Origin of the sequence: Methanosarcina soligelidi (assembly GCF_000744315.1) — an archaeon.
Taxonomy (GTDB): domain Archaea; phylum Halobacteriota; class Methanosarcinia; order Methanosarcinales; family Methanosarcinaceae; genus Methanosarcina; species Methanosarcina mazei.
Genome location: NZ_JQLR01000001.1, coordinates 1,366,126 through 1,390,196 on the forward strand (window position 1 = coordinate 1,366,126; position 24,071 = coordinate 1,390,196).

At 42.4% G+C, this 24,071-nt stretch carries 23 protein-coding genes; 12 read left to right on the forward strand and 11 right to left on the reverse strand.

Annotated elements, in window-relative coordinates; all coding sequences use genetic code 11:
- Positions 1 to 59: 59 nt before the first annotated feature.
- Positions 60 to 1,673 carry a lysine--tRNA ligase gene (gene lysS, locus M886_RS05975; protein WP_015412023.1) on the forward strand — a complete coding sequence of 538 codons (1,614 nt, stop codon included), beginning with the start codon at positions 60 to 62 and terminating at the stop codon, positions 1,671 to 1,673.
- On the forward strand, positions 1,670 to 2,410 hold the full coding sequence (locus M886_RS05980; RefSeq protein ID WP_015412024.1) for a class I SAM-dependent methyltransferase: 741 nt from the start codon (positions 1,670 to 1,672) through the stop codon (positions 2,408 to 2,410). The genes lysS and M886_RS05980 overlap by 4 nt, the downstream gene beginning before the upstream one ends.
- 27 nt (positions 2,411 to 2,437) lie before the next feature.
- Here the strand turns inward: M886_RS05980 and M886_RS05985 are convergent, their stop codons facing one another.
- The 3 genes from M886_RS05985 to M886_RS05995 all read right to left on the reverse strand — a co-directional run bounded on the left by M886_RS05985 (position 2,438) and on the right by M886_RS05995 (position 5,928).
- The gene (locus M886_RS05985; RefSeq protein ID WP_015412025.1) at positions 2,438 to 2,695 is read right to left on the reverse strand and encodes a pro-sigmaK processing inhibitor BofA family protein; all 258 of its coding nucleotides are present in this window, start codon (positions 2,693 to 2,695) and stop codon (positions 2,438 to 2,440) included.
- Positions 2,696 to 2,846: 151 nt separating this feature from the next.
- On the reverse strand, positions 2,847 to 3,296 hold the full coding sequence (locus M886_RS05990; RefSeq protein ID WP_015412026.1) for a nucleoside 2-deoxyribosyltransferase: 450 nt from the start codon (positions 3,294 to 3,296) through the stop codon (positions 2,847 to 2,849).
- A 25-nt stretch (positions 3,297 to 3,321) separates the two neighbouring features.
- Positions 3,322 to 5,928, reverse strand: coding sequence for a DUF3656 domain-containing U32 family peptidase (locus tag M886_RS05995; protein ID WP_048047027.1), 2,607 nt, complete (start codon positions 5,926 to 5,928; stop codon positions 3,322 to 3,324).
- 204 nt (positions 5,929 to 6,132) lie between these two features.
- On the opposite strand from M886_RS05995, the gene M886_RS06000 reads away from it, so the two are divergent.
- Entirely contained in the window at positions 6,133 to 6,999 is an 867-nt protein-coding gene (locus M886_RS06000; protein WP_048050863.1) for an NmrA family NAD(P)-binding protein, read from the forward strand.
- Between the two features lie 642 nt (positions 7,000 to 7,641).
- Here the strand turns inward: M886_RS06000 and M886_RS06005 are convergent.
- The 7 genes from M886_RS06005 to nrpA form a co-directional block, all read right to left on the reverse strand.
- The gene (locus tag M886_RS06005) at positions 7,642 to 8,043 is read right to left on the reverse strand and encodes a hypothetical protein (RefSeq protein WP_011033644.1); all 402 of its coding nucleotides are present in this window, start codon (positions 8,041 to 8,043) and stop codon (positions 7,642 to 7,644) included.
- Positions 8,044 to 8,316: 273 nt separating this feature from the next.
- Positions 8,317 to 8,604, reverse strand: a complete 288-nt coding sequence (locus M886_RS06010) for a MazG nucleotide pyrophosphohydrolase domain-containing protein (RefSeq protein ID WP_011033645.1) — start codon at positions 8,602 to 8,604, stop codon at positions 8,317 to 8,319.
- A gap of 170 nt (positions 8,605 to 8,774) precedes the next feature.
- On the reverse strand, positions 8,775 to 9,596 hold the full coding sequence (hisF, locus tag M886_RS06015; RefSeq protein WP_011033646.1) for an imidazole glycerol phosphate synthase subunit HisF: 822 nt from the start codon (positions 9,594 to 9,596) through the stop codon (positions 8,775 to 8,777).
- Positions 9,597 to 9,829: 233 nt separating this feature from the next.
- A complete protein-coding gene (locus M886_RS06020) occupies positions 9,830 to 10,294 on the reverse strand; it encodes a bifunctional nuclease family protein (protein WP_011033647.1) in 465 nt (154 codons plus the stop codon).
- Between the two features lie 107 nt (positions 10,295 to 10,401).
- Positions 10,402 to 11,133 (reverse strand): protein-L-isoaspartate O-methyltransferase, encoded by a 732-nt coding sequence (locus tag M886_RS06025; RefSeq protein WP_011033648.1) that lies wholly within the window; start codon positions 11,131 to 11,133, stop codon positions 10,402 to 10,404.
- Positions 11,075 to 11,707 (reverse strand): HVO_0476 family zinc finger protein, encoded by a 633-nt coding sequence (locus M886_RS06030; protein WP_235203883.1) that lies wholly within the window; start codon positions 11,705 to 11,707, stop codon positions 11,075 to 11,077. Before M886_RS06030 ends, M886_RS06025 begins: the two co-directional genes overlap by 59 nt.
- A gap of 208 nt (positions 11,708 to 11,915) precedes the next feature.
- Positions 11,916 to 12,410, reverse strand: coding sequence for a transcriptional regulator NrpA (nrpA, locus tag M886_RS06035; protein ID WP_235203884.1), 495 nt, complete (start codon positions 12,408 to 12,410; stop codon positions 11,916 to 11,918).
- 192 nt (positions 12,411 to 12,602) lie between these two features.
- On the opposite strand from nrpA, the gene M886_RS06040 reads away from it, so the two are divergent.
- The 7 genes from M886_RS06040 (at position 12,603) to M886_RS06070 (ending at position 20,857) form a co-directional block, all read left to right on the forward strand.
- Positions 12,603 to 13,280 carry a winged helix-turn-helix domain-containing protein/riboflavin kinase gene (locus tag M886_RS06040; RefSeq protein ID WP_011033651.1) on the forward strand — a complete coding sequence of 226 codons (678 nt, stop codon included), beginning with the start codon at positions 12,603 to 12,605 and terminating at the stop codon, positions 13,278 to 13,280.
- Entirely contained in the window at positions 13,277 to 14,020 is a 744-nt protein-coding gene (gene ribB / locus M886_RS06045) for a 3,4-dihydroxy-2-butanone-4-phosphate synthase (RefSeq protein WP_048050865.1), read from the forward strand. Before M886_RS06040 ends, ribB begins: the two co-directional genes overlap by 4 nt.
- Positions 14,021 to 14,419: 399 nt before the next feature.
- Positions 14,420 to 15,340 (forward strand): cation diffusion facilitator family transporter, encoded by a 921-nt coding sequence (locus M886_RS06050; RefSeq protein WP_015412036.1) that lies wholly within the window; start codon positions 14,420 to 14,422, stop codon positions 15,338 to 15,340.
- A gap of 5 nt (positions 15,341 to 15,345) precedes the next feature.
- On the forward strand, positions 15,346 to 16,443 hold the full coding sequence (gene aroC / locus M886_RS06055) for a chorismate synthase (RefSeq protein WP_048050866.1): 1,098 nt from the start codon (positions 15,346 to 15,348) through the stop codon (positions 16,441 to 16,443).
- 576 nt (positions 16,444 to 17,019) lie between these two features.
- Positions 17,020 to 19,296: a DUF3160 domain-containing protein gene (locus M886_RS06060; protein ID WP_048051656.1), complete on the forward strand. Its 2,277-nt coding sequence runs from the start codon at positions 17,020 to 17,022 to the stop codon at positions 19,294 to 19,296.
- Positions 19,297 to 19,476: 180 nt separating this feature from the next.
- Complete coding sequence (locus M886_RS06065; RefSeq protein ID WP_015412039.1) at positions 19,477 to 19,986, forward strand: hypothetical protein; 510 nt, start codon at positions 19,477 to 19,479, stop codon at positions 19,984 to 19,986.
- A 460-nt stretch (positions 19,987 to 20,446) separates the two neighbouring features.
- A complete protein-coding gene (locus M886_RS06070; protein WP_048037862.1) occupies positions 20,447 to 20,857 on the forward strand; it encodes a hypothetical protein in 411 nt (136 codons plus the stop codon).
- 39 nt (positions 20,858 to 20,896) lie between these two features.
- On the opposite strand, the gene M886_RS06075 is transcribed toward M886_RS06070, so the two are convergent.
- The gene (locus tag M886_RS06075; protein WP_048037861.1) at positions 20,897 to 21,712 is read right to left on the reverse strand and encodes a helix-turn-helix transcriptional regulator; all 816 of its coding nucleotides are present in this window, start codon (positions 21,710 to 21,712) and stop codon (positions 20,897 to 20,899) included.
- 663 nt (positions 21,713 to 22,375) lie between these two features.
- On the opposite strand from M886_RS06075, the gene M886_RS18225 reads away from it, so the two are divergent.
- Positions 22,376 to 22,591, forward strand: coding sequence for a hypothetical protein (locus tag M886_RS18225; RefSeq protein ID WP_152557997.1), 216 nt, complete (start codon positions 22,376 to 22,378; stop codon positions 22,589 to 22,591).
- A gap of 242 nt (positions 22,592 to 22,833) precedes the next feature.
- Entirely contained in the window at positions 22,834 to 24,012 is a 1,179-nt protein-coding gene (locus M886_RS06085) for an outer membrane lipoprotein-sorting protein (protein WP_011033659.1), read from the forward strand.
- Positions 24,013 to 24,071: the final 59 nt, after the last annotated feature.

Genomic DNA, 24,071 nt, shown 5'->3' on the forward strand with positions numbered 1-24,071 from the left:
CAGATCCTGATTTTTGTTTTCATACCTGACTCTACAGCTATCAAATTCTGGTGATAAATATGGCTGACACAATTCACTGGGCAGACGTCATAGCCGAAGACGTGCTAAATAAGAGTGGCAAACACCTTGTAGCCACTGGAATTACTCCCTCAGGGCATATCCATATAGGCAATATGAGAGAGGTAGTGACTGCCGATGCTGCTTATCGGGCTCTTCTTGACAGAGGCGCAGATGCCCGCTTTATCTATATTGCTGACAATTTCGATCCCCTGCGTAAGGTTTATCCTTTCCTTCCGGAGAGTTATGCCGAACATGTTGGAAAACCCATTTCTGAGGTTCCATGCCCCTGCGGGGAGTGTGCAAACTATTCCGAGCACTTCCTGAAACCCTTCCTTGAAGCTCTAAGGCGCCTGGGCATCAACCCTGAGGTTTACAGGGCGGACGAAATGTACAGGGCAGGAATGTATACAGAAGCGATAAAGACAGCCCTTGTAAAAAGAAATGAAATTGCAAAGATCCTTGAAGAGGTCTCAGGCAAAACCGTAGCAGAAGAATGGAGCCCCTTCAACCCGCGCTGTAACGAATGCGGAAAAATAACCACCACGAAGGTTACAGGCTTTGACCCGGATGCCGAAACCGTGGACTATGTCTGTGCCTGCGGGCACTCGGGTACAGTCCCTATGGCAGGAGGGGGAAAGCTCACCTGGAGAGTGGACTGGCCTGCCCGCTGGGCTGTACTTGGAGTAACTGTCGAGCCTTTTGGAAAAGACCATGCTTCAAGAGGTGGCTCTTATGACACAGGAAAGAGGATCGTCCGGGAAATCTACGGGCACGAACCTCCTTTCCCCATAGTCTACGAATGGATTATGCTGGGGAAGCAGGGGGCAATGTCTTCTTCTACAGGTGTGGTTGTCTCGATTTCTGATATGCTCGAAGTAGTGCCTCCTGAAGTCCTGCGCTACCTTATCATCCGTACCAAGCCTGAAAAGCATATCCAGTTCGACCCCGCACAGCCTCTTCTTACCATAGTTGATGAATATGAACGCTTAAGGGAAAAGTTCAGGGATAATGATCCTTCCATGGGGGAGTTTGAAAAGAGGATTTACGAGCTTTCCAGGGCTACCGGCATCTGCCACCCGGAAATTCCTTTCAAGCAGATGGTGACTATTTTCCAGGTTGCCAGAGGAAATTTCGAGCAGATTCTCCAGATTGTGAAGCGTTCAGGCTTTTCAACTGAAGATGAAAAATGTATCCGGGAACTTGTGGACAACGTCTCAAAATGGCTCGAGCTTTATGCCCCTCCGTTCGCGAAATTTAGCGTAAAGGAAAATGTGCCCGTGCAGGTAGCAACCCTTTCCGAACTCCAGAAAGCCTTCCTCGGGGCATTTGCAGACCTTATTGAGTCAAAAGGCAAAATCAGTGGAGAAGAATATCATATGCTGGTTTATTCTGCAAAAGAAAAAGGTTCCGAGCTTAACAGGCTGATTGCAGAAAAATTGAATGTGCCTGCTCCTCAGGTAGATCCCAAAGATCTTTTCAAAGCGATTTACACCTCAATTCTCGGGCAGAGCTCGGGACCTAAAGCTGGCTGGTTCCTTTCTTCCTTTGAAGAGGACTTCCTGATAAACAGATTCAGGGAAGCTTCTACTTACAGCCCTGAGAAGCGCGAATGAAAACAGGGCAGGCGAATATGGAAACCGTGGATATGGGAGTAGAAAACTCAGGCATACAGGACATAAAGATTACAGATAAATCAACAGGGGAACTTGCAGGCTCTTCTAAAGAACACTTCCTTGCCTGGGATAAAGAGTACCTTCACCTTAAATGGGGAGGTCCTGCATCTATCCGAAATTTACATGCCTTCCTTTTTCCGGGGGCAAGAGTGCTTGATGCGGGTTCAGGGAACGGAAGGTACCTTGGAGAGCTTTCGAGGAATTTTATTGCGGTAGGGGTTGATGTATCTTTAACCGCTCTCTACAGCTCCCGCTTACAGCTCGAAAGAAACGAAAGATTTGCAGAGCACATTGGAGCAAGTGTGCATGACCTCCCTTTCAATTCCGGGTCATTTGAGGGGATAATCTGTTATGGGGTACTCCAGCACCTGTTTAATGAAGAAAGGAGGGCTGCTGTCAGGGAATTCTTCCGCATCCTCTGCCCCGGAGGCTTCGTTTTTTTTGAAGGTTTTGGCTGTGAGGATATGCGATGTGGAGGGGAGCCCTCAATCCCTTTTGAAGAAAAAACTTTTTCTCGGCAAAACGGTATAATTTATCATTATTTTACTGAAAAAGAGGTAAGGGAACTTTTCTACGGGTTTGAAACTATTGAGCTGGAAAATTTAATAAAAGATAAAACTTTCAGGGGGAAATCATATCAGCGTCATATGATCAGAGGAGTTTTTCGGAAACATTGATCTGCCCCCGATTTTTTCTGAATTTTTTCATATAAAGGCTATTTTTAGATAATTGAGCACGATTATTACAAGTGCTCCGAAAATTCCTCCAATTGCACAGACAAGGACTGCCACCCATGTAATTGCGATCTCAAGTCCCAGCAAAAACTTTACTACTATCAGGGATAAGATTCCGAGTACTGCATTTATCGCAAGGCTGGTGGCAGTTTTGAGAACTTTATATAGCAAAAATGCCGCTACAGCTGCCAGAATTAATACTGAGATTTCGGTAATACCAACTACCATAGATTATACATAGTGTTCAAATTATTTATATTTATCATTGAGTTTTATGACACAGTCAGGGCTTTTAAAAAAATTGTGCCAGAAGTACTTGAAAATGCCATCCGATCTCTTTTATTTGATGAACATAATGTATTTTATGGCGCATTTTTCTTCAGAGAGCCCGGATAAAATCAATAATAATCTCTTTAAGTGCCTCCTTATCTGGATAGGACCGGACTTCCATCAGAGTATCAGGGTTCCCCAGCACCATTGATGAAACTGCCACATCTGGCATGTGAAGGCAGAGTACGGGAATTTTTCGGACAAGCGCCCTGCATATTTCATACCCAACGCCAGTGGACGGCACAGTTACCTCTGCAATCAGTGCATCACTTTTTTCAAGCAAACCGAGGTCTCTGGCATAAATCTCCTGCTCAGTCATTTTTGATTCTGTTTTTTCCAGTTCCGGGTCTGCAACATGCCAGCTGAGCACTTCCGCACCTGCTTCTTCAAGAGCATCATATATGAACCTGTATGTTTCAAGCAGCTGTCTTCCTCCCCTTATGGATCCCGAAAGGAAGATACTTTTTTTACCCTGTCCCGAAGGTATTATTTTTTCCATTTCTTCACACCTCTCACAGGATTCCTTACTGTACACCTCTGAAATAGTGTCCTGTGGTAAAACCCTTTCCGAGGCCTTCACATTTTTCCTTTGTCTTTTCTCCTGACTTATAATATGCGTCAACGGCTTTTCTGTATTTTTCCGTAATTTTTCTGACCTCTTCTGCGCTCCCATCCATCCCCAGGGTTTCTATCCTCAGGCTTGAAATCCCGCTTTCTATAAGCGCAGGAACATATTCGAGCATGCAGAGAGACCTTGAGTTTAGGAGATGAGTCCTGCACTGGTAGTCCATGAGAAGGGGAAACTCGTAGTTCTTCTCATCCACAAGCTTAAAATTTCCTGAGCGGCAGGGAGCGCTGCACTGCCCTTTATTTCCCCCGAGCAGCCCGCCGGCGATGCAGTGTTCAGATTCCATCAGTTCGAGGCGGCCGTGCACAATGCATTCCGCAGGCCCTTTAGAAGCCACCTCTTTTATCTCTTCAAGTGTCAGTTCGGGAGAAAGGACTGCCATTTTTGCCCTATTTTCCAGAAGTAGAGCAAAAGTGTAACCATTATAAATATTCAGAGAACTGTCTGCGACGCATGGGACCCCTTTTTCTTTTGCGAGGCTGAATGTCCCAAGGTTTGAAACAATAACCCCGTCGGCTCCGAACTTTTCTGCACGGGAGAGAAGCTCTTCTACTGTTTTTATTTCAGAGTCCTTCACTATTTTTGGAGTAGTGAAGTATATTTTTCTGCCTGCATCTCTGGTTTTCAGGACAGAGCTTTCAAAAATTAAATCAAGGTCAGTTCCGGAAATCCCTTCTTTACTGAAGCTTTTCTCTTTTTCGGCTGTTTCTGGTTTCCTGAAAAGCCCTTCTCCGAAGTAAACGCAGTCTGCTCCGCCTTCAAGAGCCCCTTCAAGCTCTTCCAGGGAATATACGGAAACCGAAATTAAGGGTCTTTCTGAAGGTTTCTGCGATTTCGTTCTATCCTTCTCTCCTCTCTCCTCCAATCCTCCTGTCGTCTCCGGTTTCTTTATTTCTGCTGCCTTTTTTTCTCCGGGTGCAGAGAGAGGAAATATTTCAAGTGTCTCCCGTTTCCATTTTGATATTCTCAGTTTTTCAAGCTGAGAAACTGCCTGTGTCCTGAGGTCATTCAACTGCCCTACGGGAATGAAAATATCCTCTTCCGTATTTACTTCCAGTTCGGCTGCCTCAAAAAGAGTGTTCCCAAGCTTTGTGAGTTGTTTTTCAATCTGTGCTTTTGAGGTTGGAGATTTCTCTGCCTTCTCGACAAGATACCCGGACTCAACTACCACGAAATTTGAATCTCTGTCCATCACTTCGAGTCTGGCAGGTTTACCCTGAACGATGGTTGCTTTGAGGGAGATATGGATCTTTGGCCTCAGGGACCCTGATTCGCTTTCTTTTTTGAGGGAGTCCATAAGCTTCTTGTCGTGTGTCCTGTAAACTGTGCTCCCTGACGGCGCCCTTGAGTCAAAAGGAATTTCTACGACTTCGCCTCTTTCTGCGCTGTATACAGGGCCTTTTTCAGTATACATCGAGGATATGATTTTTCCTTTATCTTCAGGTCGGGTCTCTGCGTTTTCGACCATTATTCCGTCCCCCAGGCGGAGGGAGTTTGAGAGTTTTACGCGGAGATGTTTTGTGCGCCTGTCATAACTGATAACTCTGCCGGCAGGAATTCCGCGGTTATGCGGGTTTTCCCGGCTCATGAGTTTTCCTCGCGGGTTCTCAAAAAAGTAGCCTGAGGTAAATCCGCGGTTAAATAATTGAGTAAGAGTCTCCTGTTCCTCTTCGGAAACTGAATATCCGGCAGGGTCTTTCAGGTATCTGTCAATCAGGCGGCGGTAGATCCTGACAACTCCTGCAACGTATTCCGGCCTTTTCATCCTGCCTTCTATTTTGAAAGACTCTATCCCTGATTCTATAAGAGGCCCAAGGGCTGTAGCCGTGTTAAGGTCTTTAGGGCTCAAAAGATAGCTGCCTGTAGTTTTTACCTGCTTCCCGTTACAGTAAAGCCTGTACTTTTTGCGGCACGGCTGGGCACAGTATCCTCTGTTTCCGCTTCTTCCTCCTATCAGGCTGCTAAGGAGGCACTGCCCTGAATATGAAATACAGAGAGCTCCGTGTATGAATACCTCGATCTCGACGTCATTTCTTTCTTTTACCGTTTTTATGTCTTCAAGCGAAACTTCCCGTGAAAGCACAATTCTTTCGATTCCCAGACCCTTTATAAACCCCGCACCTACACTGTTGTGCAGGGTCATCTGAGTACTCGCATGGAGTGGAAGGTCAGGGAGGTATTTTCTGGAAAGGGAAATGAGCCCGAGGTCCTGAATGATTATCGCGTCTACCCCCATTTCTCTCAGGCGGGAGAGCAGCATAAGGGCGCTTTCTATTTCCCCTTCCTTGAGCAGGGTATTTACTGTTACGTATACCTTCACGCCTCTGAGGTGGGCGTAATCAATAGCATTTTCAATCTCCTCTTCTGAGAAATTGGATGCATATCCTCGGGCGCTAAAAGCCCTGGCTCCAAGGTATACAGCATCGGCTCCGTTTTCTACGGCTGCCATCAGAGCTTCCATGCCGCCGGCTGGAGCCAGCAGTTCAGGTTTTGCAGGCTTCATCAGATGGGATAACTGAGTATGCTCTTTATTAAACTTTGGCATCCTTTCTTTTTCAGGAATACCTGAGCGGTAACTGTTTAATCTGAGAAATTGTTTAATTTGAGGAGTTATTTAGTGTGAGGAATTGTTTAACTGGCAGGCAATCCAACTAGATTTAAAAACTAAATTTAATTACAAATTATCCTCATGTCTGGAAGGTATAATATGAATATAATACTGGGAGCAACAGGACAGGTCGGCTCAATGCTCGTTGATAACCTTTTAGATAAAGGTCAGCCAGTAAGAGCTGTTGTTCGAGATGGTCTTAAAGCACAGGGCCTGAAAAATAAGGGTGTTGAGGTTAAGATTGCGGATTATTTAGATGTAGAAGCCTTAAAAAAGGCTTTTCAGGGTGGAAGTTCAGTTTTTCTATTAACGCCTGAAAATCCTGAATCTGAGAATTTTATAAACGAGATTCAAAGGATTATAAGCAATTACAGAGAAGCTGTTTTATCATCCGGGATTTCTAAAATTGTTGGCTTATCTTCCATGGGCGCACAGCACAAATCCGGGACAGGCAATCTGATGGCATCTTATATGCTTGAACATGCATTTTCCGATCTTGAAATTGAACAGGTCTTTGTCCGGCCTGCTTATTATTTCAGCAACTGGCTCGGATACCTGGAACTGGTCAGAGAATATGGAATACTGCCGACTTTTTTCCCACCTGAACTGGAGCTGCCTATGATTGCCCCTCCAGATGTTGCTGGTTTTTTATCTGACGTAATGACCTGCAAAACTCAGCAGGAAAGAATACATGAAATCTCCGGGCCGCGTGATTATAGTTCTTCAGATATCGGCAAAATATTTGGAGATGTATTAAATAAAAATGTAACTTTACAGCAGGTGTTGCCTGAAGAATGGGAAAATACATTGATACAGGCAGGATTCTCAAAAGATGGGGCAAGGAATCTTATGCTTATGACAAAAGCAGTTATTGACGGAAAAACTAAAAACGAAACAACCAATCGGATCCATTTTTCCACAGATTTTAAAAACTATCTGCAAAGCGTCATATTAAATATGTCGTGAACTACCACTCAGCTAAAGACTGGGGTGGCTTCCTGAGTCATCCCTTCTCCCATTGGAGGCAAGTCGTGCAGGCTCTAGCCCCTCGTTCCGAAGGTGAAACAGATATGAGCGTGAGGTTGTACTTGAGATGCTTACAGCTACCGTCTTTCCACGGCTTAATCCCGATCCCTTCAGGATGATTCTTGCCCTGTTATCCAACTCCCCGATGTTCAAACGTTACCTCGCTTGGTTTTCGCTTTGAAATTCAGCAACGTTCTTAGGAACTGTGAGGTTGTGGTGACAGCAAAATCTAATATTAAAAAAGTTTTGAAGATACTTAATAACTTACAGAATATATAACGGTTAACAGTTTGGAAGTTGACGCTTATATCCCACGAAGCTAAAGACTTCGGGGTTTTACGCTTTTTCCTATAAAAATCGTCATATAAAAATCCATTTCTGGTTATTAATTTCCATTTCTGGTTATTAATTTCCATTTCTGATTATTGTAAATAATGAGAATTCAGGCAGGTTAGAAGAGTATTTTATTTGCTCTGCCAGAAACATTAAATTTATAACTGATGGTTGTGGCAGAGCAAATATAACAAAAGGGGTTATTGAGTGAAGTGTTGCTGGACAAAGTCCGGACGAATTTCCTTCGGTTTATGCTTTTGGTCCTATTATCCAGGTCACAATTCTGTTGCTTTTCTTATCCTTCGATGTCTCACATAGTATTTTTCCATCATGCATATGGGATTCACAGGAATAGCTGACTTTGTCCTGCTTTCCTATGTATTTGAAATGTATCTTGAAATATCCCTCCGAGCACCCTATGCCGTATTTAATCCATCCTTCGATATCTGCTCCGCCTTCACAGCTTCCTTCACATGCGATGAGCTCGAAACTTTTTTCCTCATAAGACCCAACATTTTCCGGAGCCGCGTAGCCTTTCTTATATTTCCCTTTTTCAATCTTCTGAGCCTGAAGCACAAAGTTCTCCTCGGTATTATTCAGGATCTTCAGCTGCAAACCTTCAAGAGCTTCCATATTTTGTGTTTCTGACATCTTCTATTACCCCGATAAATAAAGAATTCCGTTAAATTCCAGATAAGAGATTGCCTCTAATAAATAAAAAAGTATCTCAAAAAATATGAGAGTTAATATAATAACGGAAGAAAAATAGTGTCCAGGCAAAAGTTTGAAAGATTGGAAACCCTGAAAAAATTAAAGCATAAAAAGAATTACTGAAAATACAGGCAAAGCCTGAAAATTAAGGGTTTTGAATATGAGCTTCCATTAAATTTAATAAATATCCCTGAATATTCCTGTACTCTGTAATCAGTCAGTACAGATGCAGGGCTTTTTCCCACAGGTGGGGCAGACTCCAGGATACTTTTTAAGGAATGCCCTTTCAAGGTCTACTCCGTAAAGGTTGGCAAGAGCACCTATCCAGGCAAAGCAGTCTGCAAGTTCTTCTTCTATGTTTTCGGGCTCTTCCCTGCGAATAGCTTCGGCAAGTTCTCCCACTTCTTCAACCAGCCAGAGCATTGTAGCCTTTCCGCCCCTCCTTATGTCATTGTGGGCATAGAGTTCATACATAAGCTTTTGAAACTCGGAAATTTCCATAACTTTATCACCTTTTCCGGTATTTTCTGCCAATCTTTTGTTCGGCTGACCCTTTTAAGGCATTAAATGATAGGATCGGACAAAATTCCTGTCTGGAAATCTCCATTCTGGATAAGTCTGCCAGGCCGAAATCTGTTCGGATAGATCCTAAAAATTCTGTTTTTCGGATTTCAGAGCCTGACAGGGATTTTTCTCTCCTTGAGGAACTCTTTTACTTCCTGTATCGAATATTCCCCGAAGTGGAAGATACTTGCTGCAAGGGCGGCATCGGCTTTTCCATCCGAAAAGCCTTCATAGATGTGCTGGGGGTTTCCCACTCCTCCGGAGGCGATAATCGGGATATCAAGTTCTTCTGAGAGTTTTCTTGTGATAGGGATGTCATACCCTGCACAGGTTCCGTCCCTGTCCATACTTGTGAGCAGGATTTCCCCTGAACCCAGCTCCTCTGCTCTTTTTGCCCACTGGACTGCATCAATACCCGTGTTTTTCCTGCCTCCGTAAATTACCACTTCATACCAGGCAGGTGTCCCGTCTTCCAGCTCCAGAATGGTCTTATCTGGATTGTCCTTTACATTGGTATTTCGCTTGCAGTCAATGGCAGTAACAATGCACTGGGCTCCGAATATGTCGGAAGATTCTTTGATAAATTCAGGATTTTTAACTGCTGATGTATTAACAGAAACCTTATCAGCACCTGCTCTGAGGATCTGGCGGATAGCTTCAATCGAGCTGATGCCGCCCCCCACTGTAAGGGGGATGAATACCTCGTCTGCAGTCCTTTCTATTACATCGATCATGGTTTCCCTGCCGTGAGCTGAAGCTGTGATGTCCAGAAAAACAAGCTCGTCTGCACCGTCTTCATTATAACGCTTGGCGAGCTCCACAGGGTCTCCGGCTTCTTTCAGGTCCACAAACTCCACGCCCTTGACAACACAGCCGCCTGCTCTGTCAAGGGTTACATCAAGGCATGGTATGATTCTTTTGGTGAGCATCTAAGGGATAATGAAATTAACTGTTATTAAAAGCTTATTGAAATTAAACAGGCAGAAATCCGGAAAGGGTCAGGCTGCTTATGGGGCAGAAATTGCTGAAAAACAGGTTTCTTTGAAAAGGCGGGATTTTTTGAAAAAACAGGAATCGAATAAAGGTTTTTGGCAAAGATGAACCAGCCATTATTTCTGAAAAAATACCGGCTTTAACCAGGTGTCCTGGACAAGATATTCTCTTAGCCGAAGATATTTATCACGCGTGCGCCTTCAAGCCTGGACATCTCTATCTCTGAACATTCCAGCACTCTCTTCCGTATTCTTATCGGGGCTCCCACCCTGAGCGCAAGTGCAATGCAGTCGCTTGGCCGTGCATCAAACTGCATTATACTGTTATCTTTTTTTACCAGAAGACGGGCATAATATACTTTATCCACCTTATCGTCAATTAACACGCCTTCAATTTTTATGTCCAGGCGATCGAAAATATTGACCATAAGGTCATGCGCCATGGGGCGAGGAGGAGAAATGTTTTTAAGTACGTTCCCTATTGAAAGGGCTTCCAGGTGCCCTATATATATAGGAAGCATTTCCCCTTTCAGGTTCTCAAGAAGCACAACAGGGGTAGGGTCACTGAACACATCGACTATATAGACATCTTTTACATGAATTTCTTCAAAATCCTCGTATATATCGATGTCCATATCAAGTAGTTAATTTCACACTTATTAATAATTTATTAATTCTTTTCAGATTATTAAAGAAGAATCTTTGAGTTTTATTTCATACTTTTTAATTCCGGTTCTCTCTCTCAAATCCTTCGAAAGCCGTGTTTGCCAATCATAGGCACAAAGATAACGTCGCCTTTTTTCTTCCTGTATATCTTGCCTGTGCTGTCTTTTTTAACCCTGATTAGCTCCTGGGAATAGCTCCCCACAGGGATTACCATTATACCCCCGGGCTTCAATTGTTCCAGGAGAGTTTCAGGGATATTGGGAGCTGCGCATGTTACAGCTATCCTGTCATAGGGGGCATATCCGGGATAACCCATTGACCCATTCTCAAGTAAAACTGTAACATTTTTATACCCTGCTTCTTTCAGGTTCTTCTTTGCAAAATTTGCAAGAGGTTCTACCCGCTCTACAGTGTAAATATGCCCGGTTTTTCCTACAAGCTCTGACATCACTGCAGCATTATATCCTGAACCTGCCCCAATTTCCAGAACTTTATGCCCTTCAGCCAGCTCCAGGATTTCACACATCATAGCAACCATGTGGGGGGCAGATATTGTTTGCCCATGGCCTATTTCAAGAGGCATGTCCACATAAGCTGCCCTTTGCTCATATTCCGGAACAAACCTGTGCCTTGGGACACGGAGCATGGCCTGGAGCACTTTTTCGTCTATTACGAAACCTTCAAGACCTTCTACAAGGAGCTTGCGGAGCTTCTCACATTCTTTTTCTTTTTCTCTTTTTCTTTTATCCTCACCAAGGTCCTTTTCTGAAACTGCGTTGACCAGAACTATCCCCCTTCTTTCTGGCAAAAATCCTTTTCACATATTTTGCAAGTACAGCGTCACCTTTTCTGGATCTGAAATTCCCGTCTCTGATCTTTATCTTGGTAATGAAAAGACGGGTATTTCCAGCTCTTTCCTCTGCTCCCACGACAAATTCATAGTCTCCGGGAACACGTTTCTCAATTACTTCTGTTTTTTCAGTTCCTTCCTGTGCAGAAAACTTTACAGTCACCTCATCGATGGCTCTTCCCCATATTGTTTCGGTGTTTTCTGCCTTGGCTACTTTGACCCTTTTTCCTCCTGCATCCAGGGCTGTAATCAGGATAGGGCATACCATTCCTGTTTCTTCGTCATCCACAACCAGTTCTTCATCTACCTGGAGAACGGTTTCAGAATCCAGTTCGGTTCTGTAGGTGTTTGAAGTATCCTTCTTGCTAACTATAACCTTCAAACTGACTGATTTTGGGGTTTTTATCTTCGCTGCATGTACCTGTCCGCATTCCAGACATCGGACAAGCGGGCTCTGCCCTTCTTTAAGAACTTCATGCCCAACTTCTTCTTCCGGGGAACATGCGGGGCATTCGACTTCAATTTCTCTCATCATAGTCTAATCAATAGATGGATTCAAAATACTAAATACTTAACTTCTCCGGTGATGTTTTAAAGAATGTGTTCTGAAGGAGCGATGGGAAGAAAAAAAGTTTCAGGGAGGTAAAGGTAAAAGTAAAAGCAGAGTTTTGCAAAAATAGATCTCTATAAATTGTAGTCCATAAATTGCAGTCTATAAACTGTAGTTGCCTGTTTAAAAATCAGCTTTCATCAACTACTTCCAAATATTCGGAAGCAGTGGAAGTTCCAGCTGTGGATGTAATATTTTCAAAGGACATCGGGTGTTTTTGCCTTATTTTTCTTCTCTTTGCGAATGTAATTTCATTCAGAGGTCTTGCCCAGATTGTATCGAGCTCCTCGGCAAGGGCAGAAGGCACCCTCCTGACTCCAACCTGAAGCGAAGTTATGACAAATGGGCTTCCTTCACCGGTTTTTACTTTATCCAGAATTATTTCTTCATCTTCTCGCAGAAGTTCTCCGGCGTTCAACTTTACCCAGTGCGTGAAAGGATGTTCTATCCTGTTTACGAAGACCCTTACGCTTATTTTTTCAGGAGCTTTTAACCCTGAGGCAATGTAAACAAGCCCGCACTCAAGGCAGTGCACCAGTGGACTTATCCCAAATTTTATCAGTTCATGCGGGACTTTTTCCTCAGGTGAGCATGAGGGGCATTCTATTTTGATATGCTGTGTCATGGCAGGTCTCATTTTTAATTATTCTTATTATACTTAATAGTTTCGTAAAGCTTTTTATATATGCTTTAGGAATACTGCTTCCTCTTTCCTAGTGCCTCGCTCGATATCAAAAGTTTTATTATATTGAAATGCGTAGTTTTCTATCTCATAATTGAGACGCATCTCAAAATTAAGGTAACATGGGTGCCGACAGTGCCGGACATTGAATACCTGAAGAAACTTGCCCTTATAGGGGCAGTAAATAAAACTGTTAAAGTCTCTTCGAGTGAGTTTCACAAGCATACGGGAGACAGTTCCAAAACCGCAGCTCGAAAGTTAAAACAGCTTGAGAAAGAGCGGTTGATCGAAAGAGAACTGGTGCCCGGTGGCCAGTTGATAAAAATGACAGAAAAAGGGATTGAAATCCTGAAGAACGAATACGTCGAATACAGCAGGATCTTTTCTTCAGAGCCCGATACTCTGGAGCTTGAAGGAAACGTCCTCAAAGGTCTTGGTGAAGGTCAGTATTATATAAATATCCCGGGGTACAGGACTCAATTTGAAGAAAAACTGCACTTCATCCCCTTCCCCGGAACCCTTAACGTGCAGCTCTCGGAAAACAGTTCAGCTCTCAGGAACAGGCTTCGAGAAATGCCTTCTGTCCGGATAGACGGTTTTAATGATGGAGAACGCACTTTCGGGGGTGGAAATTGTTATCCTGTCAGAGTAGAGGGCATAGATGCTGCTGTTGTAGTCCCTGACAGGACTCATTACCCTTCGGATTTAATTGAGATTATTGCACCGGTAAAACTCAGGGATGCCCTGAAATTGAAAGATGGAGACAGAGTTGTGACACAGCTGAAAAAGCAGGGTATGGAGGGACAGAAATGAGCGAGAACATGGCCTATGAATGTCTGAAATATAGCAATGAAAATATTAACAGGGCTCTGGAAGCCCTGCGTGCAGGAAAAATGATCCAGATCTATGACTCGGACTCAAGAGAAGGAGAAACAGATCTTGTAATTCCTGCGAAAGCTGTCACTTATACTGATGTGAAATGGATGCGGAAAGATGCCGGTGGTCTTATCTGCGTGGCAGTGGACCCGGTGGCGTCAAAACAGCTTAAATTGCCGTTCATGGCAGACCTTGTAAGGGAAGCCAGCAAGACCAGTGACTCCCTTGGGGAAGTTGTTGAAAAAGACGGAGACCTCAAATACGATGCCCATTCCTCTTTCTCTCTCTGGGTCAACCACAGGGACACAAGGACAGGCATTCCTGACATTGAAAGAGCCCTTACAATCAGGAAAATAGGTGAGATCACAGAAGAATCCCTTTCAGGAAACGGGGTTCGTTTTGGAAACGAGTTCAGGACTCCAGGGCACGTTGCTCTCCTCAGGGCTGCCGAAGGGCTCCTTGACGAGCGCATGGGCCAGACAGAACTTTCGGTTGCACTTGCCCGTATGGCAGGAATAACCCCCGCGATGGTTGTCTGTGAAATGCTGGACGATGACAGCGGGAAAGCCCTTTCAAAAGAAAAATCAAAAGAATACGGAAAAGAACATGGGCTTGTCTTCCTCGAAGGGCAGGAAATAGTTGAAGCTTATTTGCTCTGGGCAGGTACAGATTGCTGAAAATCTTCCCTGTTTCTCATTTTTTTCTTTTTGATTCGTTATCTTTTCCAATTCTTTTTTTAAATTTCTCAATCCTTCTCAATTCTTTTTTCAAATTCTTAATCCTTTTCAATTTTTTTAAAACTCTGAATCCTTTTTAATCCTTTCTTAAAACTCTGAATCCTTTTCAATCCTTTCTTAAACTCTCATTTCTCTTCTTTACAGGTATCTTCTTTAAAAGCGCCTTCCGTTTATGAAAAAACTAAAAAATAAAAGGCAGTCAACCTGTTTTTCTGCCTCTTAATAATTCTCAATTTTAATGTAGCAGAATATTATAATATAAATCAACACAAGTAGTATAGAATATATAGCATCATTCTGACTTACATTATTTGATTTATCGCTTTCTGTCCTGTTATTTTGAGGTCTGGATTCAGGAGGTGCTGTCCAGCGATACAGAGGTTTAAAAAAGTCCAGAGAATTCTTTTGATTGTACTTTTCCTGAACCTTGCAGTAGCTTTTGCTAAGATTATTTACGGGACTTTAACCAGCACCCTCAGCATGACAGCAGATGGCTACCATTCACTTTTCGATGGTGTCTCCAATATTGTGGGGCTTGTGGGAAGCTTTATTGCAGCACGCCCTCCCGATAAAGAGCACCCTTACGGGCACCAGAAATATGAAACCATAGCCTCTATTTTTATTGCACTTCTCCTCCTTTACGTGGGAGTTGAGATTTTCAGGCATGCGCTTGACAGGTTCCTCATCCGGAGTGTACCTGAGGTAACAGCTATAAGTTTTCTTGTGATAATCGGCACAATGTGCATTAATTACCTGGTTACCCGCTACGAATACAGGCAGGGTTTAGCCCTGAGGAGCCAGGTTCTTATTGCGGACTCCCTGCATACAAAAAGCGACATTTATGTCTCCCTGTCAGTGATATTAAGCCTGGCTGCCGTAAAGCTTGGTTTTCCCCTTCTTGACCCTATAATCGCTGTTCTTATATCTTTTATCATTTTCAGGGCAGGGTTCAGGATCATGAAGGAAAGTTCAAAGGTACTTCTTGACATGTCTAGGCTTGAAGAAGACGAGATCTGTAACCTTGTTCTGGGAGTAGAAGGAGTTCTGGGCTGCCATAAGATCAGGACTCGCGGAGGCATGGGCGATATACGGATAGATATGCATGTGCTTGTGCAGGCTGACCTTACTCTTGAAGAAGCGCACCTTATTTCCCACAGGGTAAGCAAAATGCTGAAAGCCGAATATAATGATGTTACTGATGTGGTTGTGCACCTTGAACCTGCCTTACCCCAAGGATCATATAGCAAAAAAACCACTTAAGATGCATGGCTGGAAACGTTTTCGGGCAGATGTTTCGAATCACGACCTGGGGGGAGTCCCACGGCAGGGCTGTCGGAGTTGTTGTTGACGGGCTGCCTGCAGGGCTTCCTTTTTCCGAAGCCGACATCCAGAAAGAGCTGGACAGGCGGCGTCCGGGACAGAGCGAGGTCTCCACACCTCGAAGCGAGGCTGACAGTGTGGAAATACTCTCCGGAATTTTCGAGGGCAAGAGCACGGGGACTCCCATCTCCATGCTTGTCTGGAACTCGGATGCCAGGTCTTCTTCTTATGATGCCATTAAAAATACTCCCCGCCCGGGACATGCTGATTTTACCTACATTACCCGCTACGGAATTCGGGACCACCGCGGAGGAGGCAGGTCTTCAGCTCGCGAAACAATAGGCAGGGTCGCAGGCGGTGCCCTTGCAAAGCTTTTACTTTCCCATTACGGAATCCGGATTGTCGGACACGTTCTCGAACTCGGCGGGATCCGGGCAAAATCCCTCTCTTTTGATGAAATTCTCGAAAATGTAGAGAAAACTCCTGTGCGCTGTGCCGACCCTGAAGCAGCAAAGAAAATGCTTGAAAAGGTTGTAGCCCTGCGCCAGGAAGGAGACAGCGCGGGCGGAATTGTCGAGGTAATCGTGAAAGGAGTTCCCGCAGGTCTCGGAGAACCCGTGTTTGACAGGCTTGATGCAGACCTTGCAAAAGCTCTTATGAGCATTCCCGCAGTCAAAGGCTTTGAAATCGGAGCCGGGTTCGAGGCTGCCCGTATGCGCGGAAGTGAAATGAACGATTCCTTCCTCATGGAAGACGGAAGAGTTACCTGTTCGAGCAATAACGCAGGCGGCATCCTCGGAGGGATTTCATCGGGCCTGGACATCGTCTGCCGTGTAGCAGTAAAGCCCACCCCTTCCATAAGTAAACTTCAGCAAACGGTTGATCTCACAACCCGGGAAAATGCCGAAATAGCGATTAAAGGACGGCATGACCCCACGATTCCTCCGCGCATGGTGCCGGTTGCCGAAGCAATGGTTGCCCTCGTGCTTGCCGACCATATGCTCAGAAGCGGCTTTATCAATCCCAGGACCCTGTTAGGGTGAAGAAATAAGCATAATTTAGCTTGTATCCTTAGCTTGTATCCTCCGGTTTGCTTCGATAATAAACACTCCAAACCACAAATCATCTTTCTTAGCATGAAAGTACTTCCGGATACTTTCATTTTTTCGGCTTGTTATTCCAGGAATGTCATGAGCGTTTTTTAGCCTGTTATCCAAAAGACCTTATTTACTTTTTTTATCCGTGGAAAACAACTGCAGCAACTATAACTTCATAAACTCTCTGTCAATGATATTAAATAATCAGGGATATAAAGGATACTTTCTTCCCAAAAAGCATAAAAGAGCATGAAAAAATGTTAGTTTTATAGTATGGATAGAAAATTTATATAGAGTTTGCTAGAAGTGAATTATGGAGTTCTAATATACTTTCCATGATCACCTGAACTCCATACCTCTTCTTCTAGGGCATGATTATGCTGTTTTTAAGAGCTATTAAGGCTTGCATAATCATGTCTCCGGGGGATCTTATATCTTTAATTTTTTGAATCTGTTTGTTTAATTCAATACGAGGGACCTTTCTTGAAATTAAAAGTGGTAATAACAGCCTTTCTGCTGACAATGTTACTTACACTTGAATCAGGCTGCATCGACAGTAGCAGCGGGCCGATCAATGAGGCCAGACCGGAAGAAGCGATAGATGATCAGGAAAGTTCATTTAATGATATCGTAGAAACCGCTCCTGAAAAAACCCTTTCTGTAAAGAGTAATACTCTTGAAAATCAAAGCTCTTTTTCCGGACATTACAGTAAAGAATATCTACAGTTTGAGCCTGCAATTCCCGCTTATTCTCTGCCCCTTAAGGCATCCGAAATTGCAAATTATGACGATTTGACTCAGAAAATCCTCTTTACAAACGAAAGCAAGGATTTGCTGTACAAAAATGGATTTGTTGTACTCGATAGTGAAGACGATAGTGAAGATCCCAAAAATCAATTGATATCAGGGCAGACACTGGTGAATGAAACTTACCGGGGCCTGAAAGTGGCTGATGTTCCTATTTTCATCACGTCGGATTCCCTTCTTCACCTTTATCACATCCAGTTTGATGAGACGTTAAAAAGGGTAGAAGCCGAGGAATTTTACGATGAACTCTGGAAACTTGACAAAGCCCTCTTTGAAGCTTCCATAGAGGATTATAACAGTGCGTCGGGAGTAGAAAAGGAAGCTGCAAGAAGAAATGTTGCATATTTTGCCGTGGCTTTGAGTCTTCTCCAGCCGAAACCCGAACAGACTGAGCAGTCAGGGGAAGATCCAGAGAAAGTTACACTCTTCGCTACTAAGGATGTAAAAGAATACAGTGTTGAAATCCCTCCATTTGTAAAAGATGATGTAGAGGCTGAACTCTTTTTGATAGGAGCTCAAAAAAAGGAAATATCTCCAATTTTCAAGTACGTTGAAGATTACTCTCAGTACTCCCCGCGGGGACACTATACGTCTTCTGAGAAACTGAAAAACTACTTCAAAGCCATGATGTGGCATGGAAGAATAAGTATGCTCCTTCAGTCGAAAATGATTATTGTAGAAGACTCAACGGTAGAAGGATTAGCTGGAGAATCTCCGGAAAAGGAAGCGAGAATTCAAACTATGCAGGCTCTTTTAATTTCTGATCACTTTGACAGGGATAAAAACATCCGGGATAGATGGGATCGAATTTACAATGTGACGGCTTTCTATGTTGGTTTTTCCGATGATCTCGGGCCCTATGAATATGCGAAAGCTCTGGATACTGTTTTTGGTAATGATAGATCCGGGGTGAGTTTTGATAATGAAAGCCTTGAGGAACTGATAACTGAGCTGGATAAATATGAAAGTCCGAAAATTTATGGGGGAACGGGGGAAATAATTCCAGCAGGTTCTGAAACTGAAAATGAGACTCTTGAAGCCACAAAAGGTTTCCGGTTCATGGGGCAGAGATACACACCTGACTCGTATATCCTTCAGAAACTCAATCCTCCTGCCCTGAACATCATGGATCTCCTTGGTTCTGAAAGAGCCCGCGAACACCTGAGAAATATGGGTATTTCTGAAAATGAAGACTACAAAAAAGCTCACATATCTCTGGAAAATGAATTTGGAGCTTTTGATGAAGAGGACTGGAATAAAAACCTTTACTGGGCTCAACTATACGCCTTAAAGCCTCTCTTTACACGCTATCCTGAGGGTTACCCTACTTTCATGCAAACCGAAGCATGGGAAGACAAGCAGCTTAACACTGCCCTTGCCTCCTGGACCGAACTCAGGCATGATACCATTCTCTATGCAAAACAGACCTACTTCCTGGGTGCTCCTCAAATTCAGGAAGAAAAACCTGTGGAGGGATATGTGGAACCAGTTCCTGAATTCTATGCCAGGATGCTCGCCCTTACAAAAATGGCACACAACGGTCTTGCTGAAATGGAAGTGCTTGACGAGCAGTCTGATAAAGATTTTACAACTCTTGAAAATACCCTTGAAAAACTGCTGGAAATCTCGATTAAAGAACTTGAAGATAAAGAGTTAACAGATGCAGAGTACAAATTCATCCGAAACTTCGGACAAAACATATCTCCAATGCTTGAAAATGTGGATATAAAGTCCCAGAGCTCCATTCTGGTTGCGGATGTTCATACAGGTCCCGGAGGGAGCGTTCTGGAAGAAGGGACAGGGAAACTGGACCTGATGATAGTAGCGTACAAACAGCCTGACGGCAGGATCGTACTCGGTACAGGTCCTGTGATGAGTTATTATGAGTTCTGGCAGCCTTCAGGAGAAAGGTTAACAGATGAAGAATGGAGAAAAATGTTGAATGATAACCCTCCTGAAAGGCCTGAATGGGTGAGTTCATTCAGGGTATAAAAGATGCTACTTTCAATAGTTTTTCTTCTCTCTCACTTTCCTTTTTATGGAATACTTACGTATTTCGGAAAAAGAAGTAACATATCAGGTTCCTATAAGTTCAAAAAATAGACACAGACATATAAATGCGCTGGTGGTCAGGGAGGAATAATCCTGGACGGAAGTAAATTGTCTTCACTCATGATTATCGGGCTTCTCTCTGCAATATTTCTTTTATCCCTCTATGAATCCAGTGATTTGCACTGGAGTACGAGTGATATTGACAATCATGGAGGGATTAACAGAAGGTCTGGATGGGAAGTATTAACTGAAATATACACTAATGATAGCGATTTTCAAAACCTGACAAAAGGGAACTATTCAGGTGCAGGTGCAATCTTCAATGAAGCAGGGGAGTCTATAGGGTATATTCGGATTAACGGCTCTTATATTCACAAAATAACTGTTGAAATGCAAAATGGTACATTAAAAACCCTCGGACCGGACAACTCTCTGGAAAACCTCTACAGAGAAGCTGACTCACTGAACGGGTCTGTAACATCAACTTATTCACAAATGACCGGTGGAGAATTTTACATGATAACTGTTGACACTCCAAACGGGACGGTGATATCTATTGAAAAGGTTGACGAGTTGCCTGAATGGACTACAGAAACTGTAATTAAAGAAGTTTTAGAAGATGACACTTAAGGTGTGATCCGAAGCGCGGTTTTCAGGAGAAAAACCATTTATAAATCTCAAGGTGCTTTTTCCTCTCCTTGAAAATACTGACCGCAGCCATAGATGCACTATGCTTCTATCCGAGTATTACACAATCTGTCATATGAAGTATTACTGTTGAAATATGCAGTCATAAATTAAGAATGAATTGTCTGGCAATTTGACTAAAAACTTTATAATTTATATACGGTATATTAGAAAAACAGTTTATATAGTCCGAACAACCTCCAGAGTATGTTTTGATCCATATCTTGTCCGAGGCATGGGTTTATGTTAACTTTGCGAATAATTAAAACTTGCCTGATCCTAGCTTTCCAGAAAATCGTCAGAAGGGAGATCGATAAATAGTAAAGGGTTTGGAGTAGGAGTACTCCTTTTGGCGATTTTGAAGGAGATACCAAATCTTCTTCTATAATAGAAGGGATTTCAAATGCAAAATATTAAAAAAACACTTCTCTTCTTGCTGATCATACCCATAGTTGCAATTATAGGTTATTATGCATTGATGTTCCTTCTGGGCGGTCCGGCTTTACCTGATTTTTTTGAAATCAGAAACAATGATGCAGGGACCCATGAAGTAACTGTAGAAATATTGGACTTGCACAACAATTCAATAATTAAAGAATCATACAATCTTTATCCGGATGAAAGTGTTTCAGAAGCAAAACCATTTAGTCTTCTATATTCTATCGGAATGAAGAATTATACATTCAAGATTACGCTGGATAACGGAGTTGAAGAGAAAACTATTCCGGTATCCTTACATCGCTGGAGCACCGCTGTCATAGATATAGATTGGGAAAACGAGGATCCAATACTGATAATGGTATATACGGTTTGAGAAGGTGACTATCCAGTTATTTTCTAACAAGTTTCTACATCACTGAAATTTTGTGAAGTCTGCCTTCCCTTTACAATACCAGAAAAGCATCTCTCCCCATTCAATGGCCTTCGAGTCAAAGCTGAACAGGCCTGTGCTTATGTCGTACTCAATACCTTCTTTTTTGTACAGATTCAGAGAAAGGCGTTTATCCGTAACAATGAGCCCAACTTTAATATCTTCATCCATGACCATTAATTTGAAGTTTTCATAATCTTTCAGTGCTTCTATTTTTTTCAGATAAGGTGATCGCTTCAATTCTTCTGCAACGTGAAGAGGAACTATAAGCTCGACAGGGACTCCTTCTTTCACCCTTTCAGAAATAGAATCGGTATCTCCTTTGGTTACCACGGACGATATACCGTATATATGATCTGCTTCTTTAATCATTTTTAACTGGTTGTTATAGATATTAAGGATCTCCATGCCTCGATTCTTGAGGATTTCAGACTCATAAAGACATCCGATTTCTTTTAACAGAGGAATTGGAATTTCTTCGAGGTAATGTCTCAACCAGAAATGCTTAAACTTATTAATCGTCCAAAATGTTACAAAAGAGTCAGCTATTCCTGAAGCCACAATTTTTCCTGCTGACGTCAGGAAATACTCATGTTCTTTTGTTTCTATCAGATGATCTGCTTCGAGTTTCCTGAGCTTCGGAATCAGTGCCTGAGACGTGCTTCCGGTAATTTCACGCAGTTGGGGAAGCTTTTTACTGCCCTCGTTTAATGATAGAAGTATCTCTGTTAGAAGTCTTGACCTGTATATTGCCTGAACGTCATCATCCATCTTCTTATAAATTTCGAAATGATTCATTTCCTGTTGCCGCATCTACAGATTTTTTTCTTCACTTTCTTATTAAATTGTTTTGACGTAATATATTCTTTTCTTTTTTTGGGGCATGTATGTTGCTATCTTTTTGTTAATTTTATGATTTAGTGAAGAAAGTAATATCCAGATTATTTGCTGAAAGTAAGATCGAATTTCTGACGTCAATTAGAACGCTGAAACTTTACTATTTGGCATGAAAAAAAGAAGTGATTTAATGAATGTTAATCAGGCTGATGAAAAATTCATCACCGTAATAAATGTATAGGAGAAGATTAAGAGAGATTTTTGAATGTGAAGTTCAAACAACCCTCCAGAGCAGATTTGAACTTCACATGCCCTGAGGCAAGGGAATGATAGCTTTGCAAATATTTAAGGCTGCTTGATCCTGTCTCTGGAGTAAAGAAAAAAAGTGCATACAATATGTGTGAAAAGCAAAAAAGTGAACTTTTAGAACCAGACCTTGTTTTAGCAGATACACTTATAAATAGCTGCACTAGGGAATATCTGGATGGTACCGGAGACATATACATAAAGTTTACTTCCAAATTATATCAGCGTTCCAATGGAAGTCGATACATGAATGTATCATGGTTTGTAAGCGGATGTCAAACAACTTCTAAAGAATTTCCTTTTCCTGCTCCTTGTGAGATGAAAATAACAATTTGGATAAGTGAACCCATCAATTTGCCTGCAATTGTTCACCAGGTTCCAAGCTCATGCACAGCTTCTGGGGCAGAGACAATCGATGTACCAAGCAGTGGGAATTACAGGACAAACGTGAAATTGGAAGCAAAATGTTACGCATATCTGCCTGTAAAGACTTTAATCGCAATTCGAGAGGGCTCCTGCAATTGTGTTATTTAAACTCAATTTTCGGAAGTTGATGTGTTGAAAAGGCAGTGTTGAGAATCTTTGTGAATTTATGCCCATTCGGATTGTTATTTGGGACTATCCAAGCTATAATATCTCGATTTCGGGCTAAAAGGTTAGATTTAAAATCTGGATGAGTGTAAATCTAAATTTTTACCTATTATTCAAAAATAAGCTGTGTTGGCTTCCTTAGAAGATAGAATTAATACAAAATGTCTCTAAATTGGGGTAAATAAATGAAGATTAGTTCCAAAAGATATTTACTGCTCATCTTGTTCCTGATAACCCTCTCCATTTTTATTTCAGGTTGCGCAGAAGAGTCCGGTGCCGAAGAAGTTTCATCTAACACTCAACCCAGTGCTGAAGAAATTGTGTCTAGCATGCAGATGGGAATGGACAGTCTCGAAGACTATTCTTTTACTATGTATGTAAATTCAACTTCAAGGCAGCAGAATCCAGAAGTGCATGAAGTTATATGGAAAAAACCCGATTTAATGAAAATGACTATTTTAAGCCCGGATAAAGATACGGAAGTAATTATGGCATCTGACGGAGATTTCCAATGGATCTATAGTTCCGAATCCAGGACTGTTTTCAAAACGGAGATTTCTGATGATTTTAATGATTTGAAACTCTTCGAGCCTGATGTTTACGCTGAGTTTTTAAATGGTATTATCCTTAATGGGAAGCTACCTTCCCTCCTCGGGACCGAAAACATCGATGGGAAAAACGCATATGTACTTGAGCTTACCCCTTCCGAGAAAAACGAATCGCTCCAATGGAAATCAAAAATATGGGTTGACAGAGAAAACTGGATGCTCCTCAGGTCTGAAATATACGACAACAAAGAGAATATTTATCTTGAGATAGAAATTCGGGATATGAAGTTGAATACTGGAATTCCAGATTCTGAATTTGAATTTAAAGTTCCAGATGGCGCGCAGGTAAAAGTACTGGGATCGGAAGACTTCAAAAATGAAACCGAAAAAATGACGCTTGAAGAAGCAAAACAGTTTATTGATTTTGAAATACTCACTCCTGAATATCTCCCGGAGGGCTATGAATTTAATTATTCAATGGTCTCTTCCAGTAAGGATACACCTTATTCAACTTTTGTCCATAGTGGGTTTAGTATTTTTGCAGGGCAGCATTACGAAAAAATCACTCTCGTGTATACGAAAGGAAATAATGAAATACGTATCATCGAAGGTGTTTCTGAAAAAGGTTTACATGAAATTCAGAATTTTGAAAGTGAAGGAGAATATATTCAGGTAAATAACATGAACGGTACGATTTCTCCGATATTTGGTGGAAATATGAAAGCTCTAACCTGGGAAAATGAAGAGCTTGAAGTCACTATCGTCTCCTCTTTCGATAAGGCAGAACTGCTTAATATAGCAAAATCTTTTTCCTGAAGCTTAATGAGTTCTCAAAAAATGAATTGTCACATAAAATGCCTCCTGGAAAATAAACA